The organism is bacterium, assembly GCA_035527515.1.
In the GTDB taxonomy this organism is placed as follows: domain Bacteria; phylum B130-G9; class B130-G9; order B130-G9; family B130-G9; genus B130-G9.
In genome coordinates, this window is sequence record DATLAJ010000024.1 from 1 (window position 1) to 3955 (window position 3955).

The window sequence follows — 3955 nt, forward strand, 5'->3', positions numbered from 1 at the left end:
AGGAATGCTCCGCCGGTCCAACCGTAGGTTGCGGCAGCTTTGCTGGCATGCTTCGACTGTGTCGCCGTTGACAGCTTCTTGGTCTGTTTCATCGTGCGCTCTCCTGTGCGTGGTTTATCAGATGCGGCGTGCATTGCGACCCAGGCTTACAGCCTGAATTTCTAGATCAATCGCCACCAGGTCGTCGGGGTTCTCGGCGATATACTCGCGCAGGAACTCTGATATCGCCTGCGTGAACGTGTCGGCCTCGCCAGCGATGTCGTTCGAGGGGTCAATCCTGTCGCGCCCGCTCTCCTGTGTGCGTGCTTCGATGTCTGCGAGCATCTTCCGGGCAGTGATGCCCCCCTCGTGCGCGGTCTGAATGTTCGTGGCCAGAATCCTGATGCAGCTTGCGATGCCCTCCGGGCAGCTTTCCCAGTTCGCGATGGCTCTCAAATCCCGCACGCTGTCGCGCACGGTGTAATGGGTGTTCGCCTCGTATCTGCCCAGCGTCTCGGCGCTGAGTTCGGTGCCCTGCGTAGTCTCTTTCATCGCGCTCTCCTTGCGTGCGGTCTTACTGGGCCAAAGGGCCGGATCGTTCGAAGGCTGATACTTCCCTGTCGGGTTCACTTCGTCCAGCGTGGGAGCATTCAAACCGCACCCCTGTGCGGAGGCCTCGATGCTACCCGTTTCAGCTTCGCTGAACTTGCCCTGTTTCGCCATGGTTTTTCGCCTCGTTTTGTCGGTGAACCTCGCGGCCCTTTTTGTTGCCGCATGAATCCAATCTATATGAAAAAAAAGTTTGTCAAGGGGTAGAAGAGGAATCCCGCGTAGGCGAGAGACGGTGGTCTAAACACTGTAAACCCCGGAAAGGCCCGTAAACATTGAAGATCTGAGGGGCGAAATCGGGAATCGGTGACGGGTGGTCTACATGCTCCAATTGCCGCTGGACCCCATCCCATGGCCAATGCAATGCATAAGAAGCATAAGGAAGACGGGGGCCCATGCATAGTATGGATCGCATCATGGCCGCGCATGCGCACTAATGAGCAAAACAGCCCGATTTGGCCTCGCGCTAGGTTGGCGGGGGCGCGGTCTAGAGGAGGGAGGGGTAGCATCGGCGAGCCGGCGGAACTGAATCCTATCTATACCTCCTTCTCCAGATTTTTCGTCCCCCTTTTCCCGTCACGGGCCCAGCTATCGGGAAGAACGTGACGTAAGGTGCATGATTGTGCCCCTTAATGGCATGATCGTACCCGGTCGGGTCTCTTATGCGGAGGCTATAACAGGGGTTGGCGCTATTATAGTATAGCCCAGGGGGGCTGAGCTATGGCGTGGTGTACTTAAAGCTCACTATAGCGGTGCTTAGGCAGGTTTAGGCACAGAATAGCACGTTTTGTGCGGTATTAGCCCTGATCCGCACATGTTGCGCCGACGCAACAGAAACTTCAAGGGTATTGCGAGTTGTGAAAACGGCTGTATATTTGTAAGGAGTTCTTTTAGAGTTACTACAGACTCTAGAGTCCGTCGTTTGTGCTGTTTGTTTAGAACTGCTTAAGACTTCTACAGTGAGTGCGCGAGTGGTTTGGGCGGGGACAACCCACAACCCAGGCCGGGCAGGGGTCGCAACCCGGGGTTCGAATCCCCCCGCGCATGTGTCAGGAGAAGTGGGTACTTTTGGTGACAAAAGGAGGGGGGCATGAATGGCGAGATCGACGGTGAGTGCGGGGGATCATGCGTTGGAGGGTCTTCGCAGGCAACTGGCGTATCCAGAGATAGAGAGGTTCCGCCAGGAGAGCGTCAACCTTTTCAGTCCGTATTTTTATGGAGCCGGCATGGTGAGCAAGACCACCTTCCCGGACTGGAAGGCGGAGGCGGGGAATGAAAAGATCCCCTGGAATGTTCGAGTCATGGAGAGAAGCCCTTATGAGCGTTGGGGCTTGGATGGCCCTGTCGTGGCTCCTCGTGTTGATCCTGTCCCTTCTCCTGAGGATGTGTCTGTGACCCATGATGATCTCCAAGAGCTTCTCGAGGGCCGGCTCATCACCCACTTCACGGCTGCTGAGATCTGCCCCAGGGCCCTTCCCCCTGCCTCAATATGGACCAACATCATTCCCACACTTCGGTACGCGGAAGTACTCAGACGAGAGTTTGGCCCCTGTACCGTACACTCTGGGTATCGCGACCCGGTCCATAACAAAGCGGTCGGCGGAGCGAAGCGGTCCCTCCACGTAGCCTTCAATGCGTTGGACCTGAGTTTCAGGGATGGAGACCCCTCCGAGTGGGCAGACATCGCGCTCCTCGATGGGCTCAATCAGTTTGGTGGGGTAGGTTGCTATCCCACCTTCGTTCACATCGATACACGATATCTGGTGTTTGGAAGACCCCCGACAAGCTGGGAAGAATGACATACCAGAAGAGCACGGGCAAGCTGCCCCGGGTATTCAACCACTTCCTGGGTACTGGCGGGAACGATGCGCCCTGGATGACCACGATGGACCCGCACGTAGCCGAAACGGACTACTACGTCACCCCCCCCGTGGGAGAGGTGTGGGAGGTCCGGAAGCTGCTCTGCTCCTACGAGGCCGAGAACCTGATGGAGGTCGAGCAGTTCGGTGTGGACTTCGCCCTCAATGGCGGGATCAGTATCGTGGTGAGCCGCGCCGGGGTGGAGCAGGTTCTCAACTACGGCCTGCCCATCCAGAACAACGGCGACTTCGCCGTATGCGGTTTCGACGTCACGTGGGAAGAGCATCCCATCTTCAAGTTCCCTGAGAACGAAAGGGTCGGCGCCATCCTTCGTTTCGAGCAGATGTTCGGCGCCCCCCTGGTCCTGCGCTACGGGGACAAGCTGATCGTCCGGTACCTCGCGGACAGCGACACCAGCGCACTCTACGAAGGCTACTGGACAGCAAGCGGTATCAGTCACCACTACGCAACCTAAAGGAAGAACCATGCCCAACCTACTGCCCATCACAGGCAAGGTCCCCCGCGTCTTCAGCCACTTCGTTGGATCGGCCGGAAACGACGCTACCGTCAACATGGTCGCGACACACGCGGCCCAGTTGGACTATTACGTCACGCCACCCATCGGCCACAAGTGGCATATCCACCGGATGATCTGGTCCATGGTGGACGCCAAGAGTTTCGAGATTGAGGAGTTCGCCTCTCGCACGGCACTGACGGGCGGAATCTCGTTCGTGGTCAGCCGGTACAACGAGGACACACTGACCTCGACTGAGGAGGTCCTCAACCACCACCACCCGATCAAGGACAACGGCGACTTCGCCCACCTGATGTTCAACATCCAGTGGCTGAAGTGGGCCGCCTCCACCAACGAGCAGATGAGTGCCCGGTGGAACTTCGACGAGATGGGTGCCCCCATCGTGCTCAACTACCTCGACAAGTTCATTGTGCGGTTCCTCGCCGCAAGCAACACCAGCGCCATCACCACCGTTCACTGTGCGGTCCAGGGAGTTGACCTGGCCTACGCAGACTAAGGGAGAGCATCATGGAAGCATTTCTCACCACTACGTTCGGACGGATCTCCACCCGCCTGGCAGCTGCAGCTATTGCTGTCCTCGTCGGGTTCGCCGTCAACATGGGCATCGACATCGATCCCAACTCTGCCGAGGCCATCCGGGCCGGGCTGGAGGCGCTGATCATGTTCGTGTCCCTCGGCTCCTACGCCCTGATCCATCGATTCATCAAGGGCAAGGTAGGGGGCAAGGATGTTTAACCTCACCCACTACGACCTCGAGATCAAGGGGACCGACGCCGACGCCATGGTGGCGCGGATCGGCGCGAGGTTCAATCTTTCGCCTGACTTAAAGGGCTTCCTTGAGGAACTGCTCAAGGTGGGGCGAGCAGAGTGGGGCGACGACATCTGGAAGATCTTCGATGAGAACTCTGAGAAGAAGATCCTCAAGGTCCAGAAGTGGTTCCTCTCTTTCACGTTCCGGGTCAAGCACTGTGA

At 57.8% G+C, this 3955-nt stretch carries 6 protein-coding genes; 5 read left to right on the forward strand and 1 reads right to left on the reverse strand.

The genetic code is table 11. The features are described from left to right. Positions 1–117: 117 nt before the first annotated feature. Positions 118–702 (reverse strand): hypothetical protein, encoded by a 585-nt coding sequence (locus VM163_01535; GenBank protein ID HUT02557.1) that lies wholly within the window; start codon positions 700–702, stop codon positions 118–120. A 980-nt stretch (positions 703–1682) separates the two neighbouring features. Between VM163_01535 and VM163_01540 the strand changes: the two genes are divergently transcribed. The 5 genes from VM163_01540 to VM163_01560 all read left to right on the forward strand — a co-directional run. Next, positions 1683–2387, forward strand: a complete 705-nt coding sequence (locus VM163_01540; protein HUT02558.1) for a D-Ala-D-Ala carboxypeptidase family metallohydrolase — start codon at positions 1683–1685, stop codon at positions 2385–2387. Beyond that, a complete protein-coding gene (locus VM163_01545) occupies positions 2384–2923 on the forward strand; it encodes a hypothetical protein (protein HUT02559.1) in 540 nt (179 codons plus the stop codon). Before VM163_01540 ends, VM163_01545 begins: the two co-directional genes overlap by 4 nt. Positions 2924–2933: 10 nt before the next feature. Then, entirely contained in the window at positions 2934–3479 is a 546-nt protein-coding gene (locus VM163_01550; GenBank protein ID HUT02560.1) for a hypothetical protein, read from the forward strand. An 11-nt stretch (positions 3480–3490) separates the two neighbouring features. Continuing rightward, the gene (locus VM163_01555) at positions 3491–3718 is read left to right on the forward strand and encodes a hypothetical protein (GenBank protein ID HUT02561.1); all 228 of its coding nucleotides are present in this window, start codon (positions 3491–3493) and stop codon (positions 3716–3718) included. Next, the coding region (locus VM163_01560) for a hypothetical protein (GenBank protein HUT02562.1) at positions 3711–3955 on the forward strand (245 nt) is incomplete at its 3' end. The genes VM163_01555 and VM163_01560, both read left to right, overlap by 8 nt.

Excerpts from the sequence above, each read along its gene's own strand:
- VM163_01545 (HUT02559.1), top strand. The coding sequence starts at position 2,384 with ATGACATACCAGAAGAGCACGGGCAAGCTGCCCCGGGTATTCAACCAC.
- VM163_01555 (HUT02561.1), top strand. The coding sequence starts at position 3,491 with ATGGAAGCATTTCTCACCACTACGTTCGGACGGATCTCCACCCGCCTG.
- VM163_01540 (HUT02558.1), top strand. The coding sequence starts at position 1,683 with ATGGCGAGATCGACGGTGAGTGCGGGGGATCATGCGTTGGAGGGTCTT.
- VM163_01535 (HUT02557.1), bottom strand. The coding sequence starts at position 702 with ATGGCGAAACAGGGCAAGTTCAGCGAAGCTGAAACGGGTAGCATCGAG.
- VM163_01550 (HUT02560.1), top strand. The coding sequence starts at position 2,934 with ATGCCCAACCTACTGCCCATCACAGGCAAGGTCCCCCGCGTCTTCAGC.